This is a genomic window from Halobacillus mangrovi (genome assembly GCF_002097535.1).
Lineage (GTDB): Bacteria > Bacillota > Bacilli > Bacillales > Halobacillaceae > Halobacillus > Halobacillus mangrovi_A.
The window spans coordinates 2459371-2474050 of record NZ_CP020772.1 but is presented as its reverse complement, the minus strand read 5'-3'; the positions used below and the strand labels follow the sequence as shown (position 1 = coordinate 2474050).

Here is a 14680-nt window from a genome sequence, read left to right as displayed (position 1 = left end):
TTGACAAAATTCGATTCGTTTGTCATAATCTAACGTAGAATTAAATGGTCCTTTAAGAACAGTCCTGTGAGGCTGGAAAGGTAACGGAATATACATGCGAGACATGTATCTTATACCCCTTTTCTGCCTCTGTGCAGAAAAGGGGTTTTTAAGTACCCTTAACAAAGGACAAAGCCACAGCCGAATGGAGGTCCCCGATCATGAAAGCCAAAGCAACCGTTTTAGATCATGCAGCGATTCGTAGGGCGTTAACTCGAATCTCCCATGAAATTATTGAAAAAAATAAGGGAGTTGAAGACCTGGTCCTTGTCGGGATTAAAACAAGAGGTGTTCCGATCGCTCAACGTCTCAAGGAAAAAATCCAGGAAATAGAGAGTGTTGATATTCCTGGAGGGGAGCTTGACATTACTTTGTATCGGGATGATTTGACTCCGAAGCAAGACCAAGCTGAACCAGAGATCAAAGAAACCAATATTCAGACTGATATTGATGGGAAAAAAGTTATCTTAGTGGATGATGTCCTATACACTGGTCGAACGGTGCGTGCCGCAATGGACGCCTTAATTGATCATGGCAGACCTGCTCAGATTCAACTTGCTGTCCTCGTAGATCGTGGTCACAGGGAGCTTCCGATACGAGCAGATTTTGTTGGTAAAAACGTACCTACTTCTCATGATGAAGTGGTGACCGTGACGCTATCGGAAACTGACCAAGCCGATGAAGTGAGAATCTACGAAAAATAAATTGAGTGGCAACCTTTAAATGAAGTCCCGTGAGACTTAGAAGGTTCGTATGGAAGAAACGTGTACAGAAAACACGTCTACCTCTTTGCGTACCTTTTGAGCGCAAAGAGGTTTTTTTATGTAGAAAAGCGGAGGCGAATGTTTAGCGACGTACGGACTGGACTGAGCTGGAGGAGATAAAGGAAACACGAAGAACGAAGTGATTCGATGTTGACTTATCGTACAGAGGCGATGGAAGTCACGCTAGTCGCTATGAGCCAGAGCTAGACAAAGAAAAGCGGAGGCGAACGTTCAGCAGGAACAAAAGAACAACAATCATGCCTTTAGGAGGAATTAAGGATGAAACAACATAAAGCAGCCCTTGATGTAAATGAAGTACCAAAAATGCATAAATGGTTGACATTAAGCTTGCAGCACCTGTTCGCCATGTTTGGAGCAACCATTCTCGTTCCATTCTTGACAGGCCTTTCACCAGCGGTCGCGCTCGTATCAAGCGGGTTCGGAACGCTTGCTTATCTATTGATTACGAGAGGAAAGATACCGGCCTATCTCGGATCAAGCTTTGCTTTTATCGCACCTATTATAGAAGTTTCAAAATCGAGTGGAGTTGCCGGAGCCATGGTCGGAAGCTTTTTGACCGGGCTAGTGTACGGTCTTGTCGCTCTTCTTATCTCAATGTTCGGTACTAAATGGTTAATGAAGTTATTACCTCCAATTGTAGTAGGACCTGTAATTATCGTTATAGGTCTCGGCCTTGCATCAACAGCAGTGGACATGGCCATGTACCTTCCAGGCCAAGAAGAAAATGTGTATAGCGGCACGCATCTGATGGTTGCCTTAGTGACATTAGCTATAACTATCATTGCGTCGATCTTCTTCCGAGGGTTCTTCTCGCTAGTACCGATTTTGTTCGGGATTGTCGGAGGTTACATTTTCGCAATGACCCAAGGAATTGTTGACACGAGTGGGATTCAAGAAGAATGGGCAGCCATAACGTCAGCTGGTTCGGTTGGAGGAGTACTTGCTGCGATTTTCCAAGCACCAGACTTTGTTGTACCTTTCGTCGATTTCTCTCCATTTGAAGTCATCAGCTGGGAAATTGCTGCGCTTATGATTCCTTTCGCGCTTGTTACCATTACAGAGCACACTGGAGATCAGATGGTGCTTTCAAAAGTGGTAGGTAAAAACTTCTTAAAAGAACCAGGACTAAATCGATCGATTCTAGGGGACGGAGTTGCGACGATGATCGCCTCTTTCTTAGGTGGACCACCGAACACAACCTACGGTGAGAATATTGGCGTACTAGCTATAACAAGAGTGTACAGCGTATTTGTCATCGGTGGAGCGGCAGTGATCGCCATCGTGTTCGGTTTTGTCGGCATGATTACCGCAGTCATTAGTTCGATTCCTACAGCGGTAATGGGCGGAGTTTCCATCCTCCTTTTCGGAATTATCGCTTCCAGCGGGCTGCGTATGCTTATAGATAACCAAATTGACTTTGGCGAAAAACGAAACTTAATTATATCATCAGTTATCCTTGTCATTGGAGTTGGAGGAGCGTTCGTCCAAGTAAATGAAGATATTCAAATTGCAGGCATGGCGCTTGCTGCAATTATCGGTGTCCTTCTGAACCTAATCCTTCCTGGAAAAGAAAAAGGCGAAGGAAACGGAAAGATGTTCGAAGCACCAAAAGAAGAAACAGAAAAACAACAAAGAAAAAATGGAGTCGCATAGCGAAACCAGCACACGTTTTAAATGAGTCCAGTGAGGCTCACAAAGGTGTACTAGGGTTTGGCTCGCTTGTCATGCGAGCAAAGCACCCCCAGCACACCTGGGGGTGCTTTTTTCATACCTGGCACCGAGATTAAGGAAGAGACTACCAGGTAACGAATGTGAAGAGTGGCGTACCTGAGACCACAAAAAGGAGAGATGAACATGAATTTGATCAGCTCGAGAAAACAATTACTTTCCATGAAGCATTTATCAAACGAAGATATTCACCAGTTGTTTTCCATGGTTAAGGAAATAGAAAAAGGCAATGGACCTTCACCTTTGCAAAGCCGCTTTGCTGCAAATTTATTCCTTGAACCAAGTACAAGGACTAAGAGCAGTTTCCATATTGCGGAGAAGAGACTTGGAATGGAGGTTCTCCATTTAGATGGCATGGATTCAAGCATTACAAAAGGGGAAAGCCTCTACGATACATTAAAAACTCTTGAAGCCATTGGTGTTGAGCTGGCAGTTGTTCGCCAATCAGAAGTCGGTTTGCTGAACAGCTGTGCGGAAGAACTGAATCTCTCTCTTATTAATGCAGGAGATGGTTGTGGAGAACACCCCACTCAATCCCTGCTTGATTTATACACGATCCATGAGCACTTTACTAGTTTTCAAGGTTTGAATGTAGCGATTGCTGGAGACTTAAAGCATAGCCGGGTTGCCAGATCAAATGCTCATGCCTTGAAACAGTTAGGAGTAAATGTATCTTTTGTCACAAAGCCAGAGTGGCAGGATCACTCTCTCACGACTAATTACATAACGATGGACGAGGCAGTCGATCGTTGTGATGTGTTGATGCTGTTACGGATTCAGCATGAAAGACACGATCAAACGATGTCATCCACGTCCTATTTGGAACAATTCGGACTAACAAAGGAACGTGAAGCTCGCATGAAAGATCATGCTATTATTCTTCATCCTGCACCAGTCAACCGTGGAGTGGAGATAGATAGTGAATTGGTTGAATCTAGTAAATCGAGGATCTTCAGGCAAATGACCAACGGTGTGACAGTGAGAATGGCCGTTATCCAAGCCCTTATGAAAGGAGAGCTTTAAATGAGTAGAAAAATTATCAACGCTAAGCGAATTGTAAACGGATCTTATGAGAAATGTGAGGTACTGATTTCACAAGGTAAAATTTCTATGGTTGCAGATACAATTGATCAACAAGCAGATCACACGATCGATGCAAAAGGTCAACTGCTTCTGCCAGGATTGGTGGATGTCCATGTTCACTTAAGAGAGCCAGGTGGAGAAGCGAAAGAAACCATCGAAACCGGAACGAAAGCCGCTGCAAAAGGAGGTTTTACAACCGTATGTGCCATGCCTAACACACGCCCGGTTCCAGACTCCCCTGAAACTTTAACAGCACTATTCGAAAAAATTAATATAGATGCAAGCGTACGAGTTCTTCCTTACGCATCGATCACCACTAGGCAGCTTGGAAAAGAGATTGTCGACATGGAAACTTTAAGTAATCTTGGAGCATTTGCTTTTACAGATGACGGGGTCGGTGTACAAACGGCAGGAAAAATGTTCGAAGCCATGAAGCAGGCAAGTCGGTTAAATAAAGCGATTGTAGCTCATTGTGAAGACAATTCACTCGTTTATGGCGGTGTTTCACACCAGGGAGAAGTCAGTGAGCGTCTGGACCTGCCTGGAATTCCGAATATCGCAGAATCCGTACAAATTGCTCGTGACGTGCTTTTAGCTGAAGCAGCAGACTGCCATTACCATGTCTGTCACGTTTCTACAAAAGAATCTGTCAGAGTCATCAGAGACGCAAAGCGTGTTGGAATCAAAGTAACCGCTGAAGTTACACCGCATCATATTTTACTCAATGAAACAGATGTCAAAGAAGACAATGCACTCTTCAAAATGAATCCACCGCTTCGTTCAAAAGAAGATCAAAAAGCGTTAATAGAAGGCTTGCATGATGGGACAATCGATTTTATTGCGACAGACCATGCACCACATACTGAGGAAGAAAAGCAGCAAGGGTTCCGATATTCTCCTTTTGGAATTACAGGTCTTGAAACAGCTTTTCCGCTTTTATATACCCATATGGTTGAAACTGGATTGGCTACAGTGAAAGACTTAGTAGAATGGCTGACAGTCAAGCCTGCAGAGACCTTTTCACTCCCTTATGGTCGTTTGGAAGAAGGAGTACCAGCTGATTTGACCATTGTAGACTTAGATTCAGAAAAAGAAGTAGATAGACATCAATTGGTTTCAAAAGGGAAGAACAGCCCTTTCCATGGCTGGAAATTAAAAGGATGGCCAGTTATAACACTAGTAAATGGAGAAATCGTATTTGAGGAGGCTAAATATGAAACAGCTCGTTCTTGAGGATGGTACGGTGTTTAAAGGAGAAGGATTTGGAAGTGACCGGGAAACGATTGGAGAGGTAGTATTCAATACAGGGATGACAGGGTATCAAGAAGTTATTTCTGATCCTTCTTACTGTGGCCAGCTCGTAACCTTCACTTATCCATTGGTCGGAAATTATGGGATTAATCGTGATGATTTTGAAACGGTCAACCCTGCTATTTTAGGTGTCATTGTAAAAGAGCATTGCGAGTTTCCTTCTAACTTTAGAAATGAGGAAACACTGGACTCTTTTCTTAAAGCTAAAAAAATCCCTGGAATTAGCGGGATTGATACAAGAAAGCTAACCAAAATCATTCGTGAGTATGGAACGATGAAAGCGATGATAACTTCTGTCGATCGTTCTGTAGAGGAAGTGCTGAGAATCCTTGAGGATACTCCTCTGGCAACCGATCAAGTAAAGCAAGTGTCAACGGTTAAGCCTTATGTTGTACCCGGACGCGGATACCGCATCGTCCTTGTAGATTACGGCATGAAACATGGCATTTTACGAGAGTTTACGAAAAGAAATTGTCACGTGACCGTCGTACCTTATAATACGTCTGCAGAAGAAATTGAACGTTTGAAACCAGATGGAGTCATGCTCTCTAATGGCCCAGGAGATCCCAAAAGTGTACCAGAAGCGATTCAAACTATCCGTGACCTGATCGGTGTAATTCCGGTGTTCGGTATTTGCCTCGGTCACCAGCTAATAGCTCTTGCTGCCGGTGCAGATACATCTAAAATGAAATTCGGACATAGAGGGGCTAACCAGCCTGTGAAGGATCTACGGACTGGAAGAACTTTTATTACTTCTCAAAATCACGGTTATGCCGTTGATCCAGAATCCCTAGAATCTACTAAACTGCGACTTACTCAATTTTCGTTGAACGACGAAACAGTTGAAGGGCTTGAACATTTACGGCACCCTGTGTTCTCCGTTCAGTATCACCCAGAGAGCTCACCTGGACCTGAAGATACCTCACATCTATTTGATGAATTTTTAAAGCGTATTAAAGATACACAAGGAACGAAGAAGGAGGACTCCACATGCCAAAGCGTACAGATATAAAGAAAATTCTAGTAATCGGATCAGGACCGATCGTCATCGGACAGGCAGCGGAATTTGATTATTCCGGTACTCAAGCTTGCCAATCTTTAAAAGAAGAAGGCTACGAGGTTATTTTAGCTAACTCAAACCCAGCAACGATCATGACGGATCATACGTTTGCTGATCAGGTCTATATGGAGCCGCTCACGCTTGATTTCATGAGTAAAATCATTCGCAAAGAAAAGCCAGATGCGATTCTACCTACACTAGGAGGCCAGACAGGACTAAACATGGCAGTAGAGCTTAGTGAATCAGGTATTCTCGAGCAATACAAGGTGGAACTCCTTGGTACTCCTCTCGATGCGATTGAACAAGCGGAAGATCGTGAAAAATTCCGCGCTCTCATGCATCAAATGAATCAGCCAGTTCCCGAAAGTGAAATCGTCAGCTCAGTGGATGAGGCGGTTAACTTCGCTGAAGACATCGGTTATCCGGTGATCGTCCGTCCAGCTTATACGATGGGGGGAGCTGGCGGAGGCATGTGTGACAACGAAGCTGAACTGAGAGAAACAGCTCGAAACGGATTGTCAATGTCACCAGTCAGCCAGTGTTTGATCGAGAAAAATATTGCTGGCTTTAAAGAGATCGAATATGAAGTCATGCGTGATAGCAACGATAACAAAATTGTCGTTTGTAACATGGAAAACTTTGACCCAGTCGGTATCCATACAGGGGACTCCATTGTTGTCGCTCCATCCCAGACGCTTAGTGACAGGGAATATCAAATGCTTCGAAATGCCTCGTTAGACATTATCGGTGCATTAAATATTGAAGGCGGCTGTAATGTTCAGCTTGCTCTTGACCCGCACAGCTTTCAGTACTACATCATCGAGGTAAACCCAAGGGTCAGTCGTTCCTCTGCTTTAGCCTCCAAGGCAACCGGCTATCCGATTGCTAAACTGGCTGCGAAAATTGCAATTGGCATGACGCTCGATGAAATTAAAAATCCAATCACTGGAACGACTTACGCATGCTTCGAACCGGCTTTAGATTATGTGGTAACAAAGATTCCCCGTTGGCCATTTGATAAATTCGCCAAAGGAAATCGCAGACTTGGTACACAAATGAAGGCGACAGGTGAAGTCATGTCGATCGGCCGTACACTTGAAGAGTCGTTGTTAAAAGGGGTTCGCTCTCTTGAAGGTGTGACAGAAGACCTTTACCTTCCATCGCTTCTCAACTTATCTGATGAAGAACTGCAAATAAGAATGAAGAAGGCGGATGATGAACGAATTTTCGTACTGGCTGAAGCATTAAGAAGAAAATATACGCTTGAAGCCATTCATGAAATCACTGGCATCGACTACTTCTTCCTTTTCAAAATGAACCGAATTATAGATCTTGAAGAGTCGCTTATGAAAGATGGGCTCACTACAGATCTCTTAGAAAAGGTGAAAAGAGTCGGTTTTTCCGATCAACAAATCGCAAGAGTGACAGATAAAACGATTGAAGAAGTGCTTGAGATACGCCGAGAGCATAATATCCGCCCTGTCTACAAGATGGTGGATACGTGTGCAGGAGAGTTCGCTTCAGAGACACCATACTTTTATAGCAGCTATGAAGAAGAAAATGAATCCGTTCAGTCTGCGAATAAGAAAGTACTTGTCATCGGTTCGGGTCCAATTCGTATCGGGCAAGGAGTCGAATTTGACTATGCAACTGTCCACTCTGTGCTCGCATTAAAAGAAATGGGCTACGAAGCAATTATCATGAACAATAATCCAGAAACGGTTTCTACAGACTTCAGTGTATCAGACAAGCTTTACTTTGAACCTCTCACGCTAGAAGACGTCATGAATGTCATTGACCTGGAACAGCCGGAAGGCGTGATTGTACAGTTTGGCGGTCAGACTGCGATTAACCTTGTGGAAGATTTGAGCCGTCAAGGTGTGCAAATTCTAGGAACAACTATGGATGCAATCAATCAGACAGAAGACCGTGATTTGTTTGAACAATTACTGAATAAACTCGAAATCGCCAAGCCAGGTGGGGAAAGTGTAACGAGTGAAGAAGAAGCTTTTGCTGCTGCTGAAAAAGTTGGATATCCGGTTGTCGTCCGTCCATCTTATGTACTTGGTGGGCGAGCGATGGCGATTGTGTATTCTGAAGCTGAACTAGAATCGTATTTAGAAAACAATGTAACGGTCCATAACGGACATCCGATCCTAGTCGATAAGTATATGACTGGCATGGAGATTGAAGTAGATGCGATCTCAGATGGTGAAGATGTCTTCATCCCTGGAATTATGGAGCACATCGAACGTGCTGGGGTGCACTCAGGAGATTCAATGGCTGTTTATCCTACTCAGCGCTTATCTCAAGAGCTTGAGCAACAGTGCATTGATGCTACGACGAAGATTGCTCGAGAACTGAACATGAAAGGATTAATCAACATTCAGTTTGTCGTTTATAAAGGAACAGCTTATGTACTTGAGGTAAATCCACGTGCTAGCCGTACAGTTCCATTTTTGAGTAAAATTACTGGCGTACCAATGGCAAGGCTCGCTACCTACGTTATCCTAGGCAATCGTTTGAAAGAATATGGATATTCATCAGGGGTAGCCCAAAAACCGAATGGCGTTTACGTAAAAGTTCCTGTCTTCTCTTTTGAAAAACTGCGCAGCGTTGATACGACGCTCGGACCAGAGATGAAGTCCACAGGAGAAGTAATTGGATATGACGAAACGCTAGAAAAAGCCTTATACAAAGGAATGACGTCTGCAGGACTGAAGATCCCTACTCATGGATCTGTTCTTTTGACAGTGGCTGACAAAGATAAAAATGAAATGCTTTCGATTGCAGAAACATTCTACGAACTAGGCTTCCAGCTATTCGCAACAGAGGGGACGGCATCGGTTATCGAAGAAGCAAACATACCAGTTGAAGCAGTAGGAAAAGTCGGTTCTACTCAGCGAGATGTGATCGATCTAATTCAGAATGGTGATGTCCAAGTGGTAGTCAACACGCTTAATAAAGGAATGAGAGCAAGATCGGACGGTTTCCGCATCAGAAGAGAAGCCGTGGAGCACGGCATTGCCTGCTTAACGAGCCTTGATACGGCACGAACCATTGTAGACGTCATTAATGCGATGTCCTTTAGCGCCCGTGCTATTACACCAGTGGAAAGGGTGACGTCATGAGACGTGAATGGATGACGATCATCGAACACCAAGAAATTGCAAGACAAACTTACCGTCTCGTCCTTAAGGGCGAGATGGTCGGTGACGTGTCAGAGCCAGGCCAATTCGTGCACATTCAAGTAAGTAAAGAATATTATTTGCGCCGTCCGGTTTCCATCTCTAATATTGACATGGAAAATAAAACGATGACTCTTCTTTACAAAGTAATGGGAAAAGGTACAGATGCAATGACAGAAAAGAAAGTCGCTGAGAAAGTTGATGTCCTTGGACCCGGTGGGCAAGGGTTTCCTATCGATAAGATCAACACAAAGAAAGCTTTACTTGTTGGAGGAGGCATTGGAGTGCCTCCCCTATATTATTTAGCAAAGCAGCTTGAGAAAAAAGGTGTACAAGTAACGAGTATTCTTGGATTCCAATCTGCTGAACAAGCTTTTCTAACTGATGAATTCGAAGCACTTGGAGACGTATATGTGACTACAAATGATGGCACCTTAGGTCATCAAGGACTAGTGACAGATCTTTTTCCTTATGTAAAAGGAAGCTTTGATACGTACTTTACTTGTGGTCCGACTGTAATGTTAAAAGCAGTAACAAGTGAGCTTACAGGTGTTCCAGGCTATATTTCAATGGAAGAACGTATGGGCTGTGGAATAGGTGCATGCTTTGCTTGTGTGGTCCCTTCGAATGATGAAAAGGGGTATAGAAGGATCTGTTGTGATGGTCCTGTCTTTGATGCGAAGGAGGTCGTGCTTTCATGAATCTCCATCAGACATTACCGGGTCTACATTTAAAAAACCCGATCATGCCCGCTTCTGGATGCTTCGGCTTTGGGAAAGAGTTCGCACAGTTTTATAACTTGTCCGACCTTGGCGCTGTTATTATGAAAGCTGCTACAGGTGAAAAGCGGTTTGGAAATGGTACTCCAAGGGTTGCTGAAACTTCAAGCGGCATGCTGAATGCGATCGGATTGCAGAACCCTGGCGTAGACTCAATCATTAAGAACGAGGTTCCGTTTTTACAAGAATACGACATGCCGATTATGGCTAATGTAGCTGGAAGCACCGTGGAAGAGTATGTGCAAGTAGCCGAAAAGATTTCTCATCACGTGAATGCTCTTGAATTAAACATCTCCTGTCCTAATGTAAAAGAGGGAGGCGTGCAGTTTGGTACGGATCCTCTACTGGCTGAAGAGGTAACCAGAAAAGTTGTAGAGGCAAGTGTCGTTCCTGTCTATGTAAAGCTATCACCAAATGTCACGGATATCGTATCGATGGCAAAAGCCGTTCAGGCAGGAGGTGCACATGGGTTGACGATGATCAATACCTTGACAGGCATGCGTATCGATCCTGCTACGAGAAAACCGATTATTTCAAACCATACAGGCGGATTATCAGGAGCTGCGATCAAGCCTATAGCTATTCGTATGATTTATCAGGTGTACAGGGAGATCGACCTGCCGATCATAGGAATGGGTGGTATTGAAACAGCAGAGGATGTCATTGAATTCTTGCTTGCCGGGGCAAGTGCTGTAGCAATCGGAAGCGCTAATTTCAAAAATCCTATAATCTGTAAAGAGATTATTGATGAATTACCTGTGACTCTGAAAAAATTCGGCTTCCAATCTTTAAAGGGAGCTATTGGAGGTGCGCACCATGAAACGTCTCGAGCCGGTGTATTTCGCGCTTGATTTTGAAACAGGACAAGAAGCAATGGAATTTCTGGAAAACCATCATCTATGTGGTATTCCAGTTAAAGTAGGAATGGAACTCTTTTACCGCGAAGGTCCCGGAATGATCCACCAGTTAAAAGAAGCGGGCCACTCCATCTTTCTTGATTTGAAGTTGCATGACATCCCAGAAACAGTAAGGCGCACGATGCTTAATCTCGCCAAGTTGAACGTCGATGTTGTTAACGTCCATGCTCAAGGAGGCGGAACGATGATGGAAGCCGCAAGAAGAGGGCTTGAGGAAGGATCACCAGAGGAGCGTCCTTTACTATTAGCTGTAACGATGCTCACCTCGACAGATCAAACGATGATTGAAAAAGAACTTTTACTTGATCGCCCATTAATAGAGGTTGTCGAGCATTATGGCGAGCTTGCAGAGATAAACGGAGTAGACGGCGTGGTCTGCTCTGTTGAAGAGTCACAAATGATCAAAGAATACACAAACCTTTATGCTTTGACTCCCGGCATAAGACTTGAAGGTGGCATTAAGCATGACCAAAAGCGTGTCGCTACCCCTGCAGTCGCGATGGAGAAGGGGAGTGATTCCATCGTTGTAGGACGGGCAATCAGGGAAGCCGACGATCCTCATGCCGTCTACCAACAAATCAAGGAGGAATTTCACGGTGACTTCCAACATCATTCAAGACTTAATTAAAATCGGTGCAGTAAAAATTGAAACAGAGGACTTGTTTACGTGGACATCAGGTTTACGCTCTCCTATTTACTGTGATAATCGGCTGACAATGTCTTATCCTGAGATCCGCCGCCGTATTGCTGATGCATTTGTAGAAAAAATCCAGAAGCTGGAGAAGCCAGTGGATGTGATCGCTGGATGTGCAACAGCAGGGATCCCCCATGCGGCCTGGGTAGCAGAAAAGCTGGACCTGCCAATGGTTTACGTACGTTCATCAGCAAAAAAACATGGAAAAGGCAATCAGATTGAAGGAAAGATCGAAGCTGGGCAGCGTGTGGTAATCATTGAGGATCTAGTCTCCACTGGGAAGTCCTCGATACAAGCAGCTGAAGCCTTAAAAACAGAAGGTGTTGAAGTCGTTGAAGTGTTATCCATCTTTACGTATGGACTTCAAACAGCAAAGGATGCCTTCAATGAAAAAGGGTTGACCTATCACTCAATCGCAAGCTATGAAGAGCTTTTGGAACAGCTAGTAAACGACAGCCTAATGAATGAAAATGAGAGAGAACGTATGGCGCAATGGCGTAATGACCCTTACATCTTTACAAACTCTTAAACTGCCGGACAGTTGCTATTTAAAGCCCTTACTTGTACGATGGAATCATCAGAAAGTATTGGTGATGTCGATGACAATGAAATCCAAAAAACATTCCTTTTTTATTTTAATGAATGCCTCCCTGGGACTTTTAACTTGTTTTGTTTATTTATACACATGGGTGGCTTTCTCTTTCATGGAGTCGATGTGGTCATGGGAACCGCTTCTCAGTTTAGTCGGCTCGCTAACTCTATTCATATTGTGGAATGTTTACATGTTAAGGAATGAAAGAAATAGGTATTGGGCTCAAGCCGTTTTTTCCTATCTTGGGTCAATCGCTATTTTCGCTTACTTTTTAACGTAGTTATGTGAAACCGTAATGGAGATCTCCATTACGGTTTTTCTCATTTGTATTGTTATTCGATGCAGGGTTTCCTGGATTTATAACGAACTACACAGATATAAATGTAAAAAAGGAGTGATGTAATGGTTGATTTGAATAAAGAAATCGTTACGCTTCCAGCTTATCGTGCAATCGGGCTGAAGTGGGATGGGCCTTATGAGGAGGTACCAGAGTTAAAGAAAATCATCGATAGAATGAGTCAGAAAATAGATGAGGTTGACGCCATCGAACCTGATATCCAACTAGGATTATCTTATCATCTGCGTCCTGATGGATTCGTCCATTATTCAAGTTATGAAGTGGATGAAGATCATCCAATCCCTGAAGGAATGGTAGACATTAAAATTCCCGAATTGACTTACTTGAAGGTTCACCATCGTAAAAATCAAAATATCGGAGAAACCTACGACAAAATCTATCAATGGATTATGGAATGTGATTATAAGCCTTATGAAGAAGCTGGTAAAACCTATTACGATCCGCTTCCGATTAAGCATGAACGCTACCCAGAAGAACGTGAATTTGATAATCCACACTTTGATATATTAATTCCAATAATAAAAAAAGATCAACAAAGCTGATGACTCACTGGGTCTTCAGTTTTTTATATTAAAGGCTTGTACATTGATTTATTGTAGTACTAGACTTTTCCAATAGTTGATATAATAGGGAAAGGAAGGAGGCAGAAGCGTTGGACAACTTTAGGCTGGCTCTTTTATTACCTGCACTATTCGTATTTGTGTTCGTAAATCACCCAAATTTTATTGACCGAACAAATGAGCAGGCTACTAGTTTTACATTTTATTCTTCAGATATCGTTATGTCTGATCATAAAGCTCCTTACCTTCATCTATTTGTTACAAAGGAAAAGGACGGGCCGTCTTTATCGCTTACTGCTCTGTTCCTCCTACTCTTATTAAAAGAAAAGTACAATCGAAAACCTCCAATTCGCCTAAATGTCTATCTTGCGTCTCAGGGGTTTATGATTCAAAGAAAATTCCACTCAAACTATTTATGACTTTCCTCATTACACATGCATCAAGATAACGAACAAAATTAGGCTTGTAATGAGGAGATAAAAATTACATGAGAGTTGATAAATTTAAAGATGAGATTGAATCCTACGCCATGTCGATTATAATTCTTTTGGTGCTCGTTGGTGGAATCTACTTATCTGGATGGATCGCAGGTGTCCACTGGGAAGAATACTGGATTGATTTCTCATGGACGATGTTTAATAGTGAGCAGATAAAACAATTGGTAAATATAAAATAAGTGAGGGTGGGGGTTATTTGCCCTTCCCCCACCATTACTATGATTAACGTTAGAAATCAATTGAGTGGAGATGGACATGGATTTTATTCATTTATTGAAAGTAATTGTACTTGGGATGTTTGAAGGCTTGACTGAATTTGCCCCGGTTTCCTCGACGGGGCATATGATTCTTGTAGATGAGATGTGGCTGCATTCCAGTGAATTTTTGGGAGAATCCGTGGCAAATACATTCAAGGTTGTTGTCCAGCTTGGATCAATCTTAGCCGTAGTCGTCCTATTCAAAGATCGTTTTGCTTCATTACTTGGATTTAAGGAAGGTGAAGCAAGAGTAAAGCTGAAACTAGGTCAAGTCCTAGTCGGTTTACTCCCCGCAACGATACTTGGGATAGCTTTAGAAGACTATATTGACGGATATTTATTTACCGTAGAAACTGTTATGATTGGTTTGGCTCTTGGAGCTGTCTTGATGATTGTTGCAGACTTTATATCCCCCAAAGCTCCAATAGCACAAACTGTCGATCAAATGACTTACCAACAAGCGTTTCTTATCGGTTTAGTTCAATGTTTTTCTTTATGGCCAGGTTTCTCACGTTCTGGTTCAACGATTTCAGCAGGTGTTATGTTTGGCATGAGTCATCGCTCTGCTGCTGATTTCACCTTTATTATGGCTGTTCCAATTATGCTTGGGGCAAGCTGCTTGTCTCTTTACAAGAATATTGAATTTTTTTCACTGAACGCACTTCCACTGTTTGCTGCTGGATTCATAAGTGCGTTTATCTTTGCTTTTCTTTCGATTCAGTTTTTTTTGAGGCTCATCAATAAGATCAAGCTTATTCCTTTTGCGATTTACCGATTAATCTTAGTAGGCGTGATCTATATGCTCTATGTTTAGCTTAGAATACACACAAAA

14 protein-coding genes are annotated in these 14680 nt (G+C 43.0%); all 14 read left to right on the top strand.

The window, feature by feature from the left end; all coding sequences use genetic code 11:
* Positions 1-200: 200 nt before the first annotated feature.
* The 14 genes from pyrR to HM131_RS12095 all read left to right on the top strand — a co-directional run bounded on the left by pyrR (position 201) and on the right by HM131_RS12095 (position 14662).
* Complete coding sequence (pyrR, locus tag HM131_RS12165; RefSeq protein WP_085030015.1) at positions 201-743, top strand: bifunctional pyr operon transcriptional regulator/uracil phosphoribosyltransferase PyrR; 543 nt, start codon at positions 201-203, stop codon at positions 741-743.
* A 339-nt stretch (positions 744-1082) separates the two neighbouring features.
* Entirely contained in the window at positions 1083-2477 is a 1395-nt protein-coding gene (locus HM131_RS12160) for a solute carrier family 23 protein (RefSeq protein WP_085030014.1), read from the top strand.
* A 201-nt stretch (positions 2478-2678) separates the two neighbouring features.
* Positions 2679-3575: an aspartate carbamoyltransferase catalytic subunit gene (locus HM131_RS12155; RefSeq protein ID WP_085030013.1), complete on the top strand. Its 897-nt coding sequence runs from the start codon at positions 2679-2681 to the stop codon at positions 3573-3575.
* Positions 3576-4868: a dihydroorotase gene (locus tag HM131_RS12150; protein WP_085030012.1), complete on the top strand. Its 1293-nt coding sequence runs from the start codon at positions 3576-3578 to the stop codon at positions 4866-4868.
* On the top strand, positions 4849-5958 hold the full coding sequence (locus HM131_RS12145) for a carbamoyl phosphate synthase small subunit (RefSeq protein WP_085030011.1): 1110 nt from the start codon (positions 4849-4851) through the stop codon (positions 5956-5958). Before HM131_RS12150 ends, HM131_RS12145 begins: the two co-directional genes overlap by 20 nt.
* Entirely contained in the window at positions 5937-9137 is a 3201-nt protein-coding gene (gene carB / locus HM131_RS12140; protein WP_085030010.1) for a carbamoyl-phosphate synthase large subunit, read from the top strand. Before HM131_RS12145 ends, carB begins: the two co-directional genes overlap by 22 nt.
* Positions 9134-9895 carry a dihydroorotate dehydrogenase electron transfer subunit gene (locus HM131_RS12135; protein WP_085030009.1) on the top strand — a complete coding sequence of 254 codons (762 nt, stop codon included), beginning with the start codon at positions 9134-9136 and terminating at the stop codon, positions 9893-9895. Before carB ends, HM131_RS12135 begins: the two co-directional genes overlap by 4 nt.
* Complete coding sequence (locus tag HM131_RS12130) at positions 9892-10824, top strand: dihydroorotate dehydrogenase (protein ID WP_085030008.1); 933 nt, start codon at positions 9892-9894, stop codon at positions 10822-10824. Before HM131_RS12135 ends, HM131_RS12130 begins: the two co-directional genes overlap by 4 nt.
* Positions 10790-11518, top strand: coding sequence for an orotidine-5'-phosphate decarboxylase (gene pyrF / locus HM131_RS12125; RefSeq protein ID WP_085030007.1), 729 nt, complete (start codon positions 10790-10792; stop codon positions 11516-11518). Before HM131_RS12130 ends, pyrF begins: the two co-directional genes overlap by 35 nt.
* The gene (gene pyrE / locus HM131_RS12120) at positions 11487-12113 is read left to right on the top strand and encodes an orotate phosphoribosyltransferase (RefSeq protein WP_232324774.1); all 627 of its coding nucleotides are present in this window, start codon (positions 11487-11489) and stop codon (positions 12111-12113) included. Before pyrF ends, pyrE begins: the two co-directional genes overlap by 32 nt.
* Positions 12114-12578: 465 nt before the next feature.
* Positions 12579-13076, top strand: coding sequence for a GyrI-like domain-containing protein (locus HM131_RS12110; RefSeq protein WP_198162620.1), 498 nt, complete (start codon positions 12579-12581; stop codon positions 13074-13076).
* Between the two features lie 110 nt (positions 13077-13186).
* On the top strand, positions 13187-13513 hold the full coding sequence (locus HM131_RS12105) for a hypothetical protein (RefSeq protein ID WP_085030004.1): 327 nt from the start codon (positions 13187-13189) through the stop codon (positions 13511-13513).
* Positions 13514-13581: 68 nt separating this feature from the next.
* Positions 13582-13770, top strand: coding sequence for a hypothetical protein (locus HM131_RS12100; protein ID WP_085030003.1), 189 nt, complete (start codon positions 13582-13584; stop codon positions 13768-13770).
* A 76-nt stretch (positions 13771-13846) separates the two neighbouring features.
* Positions 13847-14662, top strand: a complete 816-nt coding sequence (locus tag HM131_RS12095; RefSeq protein WP_085030002.1) for an undecaprenyl-diphosphate phosphatase — start codon at positions 13847-13849, stop codon at positions 14660-14662.
* Positions 14663-14680: the final 18 nt, after the last annotated feature.